General features: G+C 57.5%; 1 protein-coding gene. It reads left to right on the top strand.

The genetic code is table 11. The annotated features are described in order from the left end of the window. Positions 1–279: 279 nt before the first annotated feature. Positions 280–669 (top strand): phospholipase effector Tle1 domain-containing protein (locus IVB27_RS34890; protein ID WP_247447247.1); only part of this gene is annotated, 390 nt, incomplete at its 3' end.

Genomic DNA, 669 nt, shown 5'->3' with positions numbered 1-669 from the left:
CGAGAACTTCTTCGGCAAGCTCAAGGAATTCAAGCGCATCGCAATGCGCGCCGACAAGACCGACCAGAGCTTCACTTCAATGATCTATCTGGCCGCGGCTGCGATAAACTCCAGATGAATCCCAACAGACCCTAGCACAGCCGCATTGAGGCGCAACTCTCGATCAGTTGACTCTGAACCCTGGTCCGGGCGCGCTGTCCGCAAGTGGGCCAGCTCACAGTTGGGCTTACGCGATCTGTGATAGATTGGCTTTTTGCGCACTTTTGGGGGATGGTGTGAATGCCGAAGAACATTGTGATCTTTTCCGACGGCACAGGTCAGGCCGGCGGCATCAATTTCGACGAAGCGCGGACAAACGTTTACAAGCTCTACCGCGCATGCCGCGTCGGCCCGGACACGAAGGTCGAACCATCCGAACAGGTCGCCTTCTACGATGCCGGTCTCGGTTCTGCGTCTGATGGCGGTCATCTCAAGATTGGCTGGATGCGATGGCTGTACAATCTCGCCAGCATGGCGACGGGCCTGGGGATCACTCGGAACATTGTCGATTGCTACGCCGCTATCATCGCCCTGTATGAGGAAGGCGATCGGATCTTCCTGATCGGTTTCAGCCGGGGCGCTTACACGGTCCGATCGGTTGCAGGGGTCATGACCTATTGCGGCGTCCCG

The organism is Bradyrhizobium sp. 197, assembly GCF_023073375.1.
In the GTDB taxonomy this organism is placed as follows: domain Bacteria; phylum Pseudomonadota; class Alphaproteobacteria; order Rhizobiales; family Xanthobacteraceae; genus Bradyrhizobium.
The sequence above is the reverse complement of the archived record's forward strand: the minus strand, read 5'-3'. Positions and strand labels throughout refer to the sequence as shown.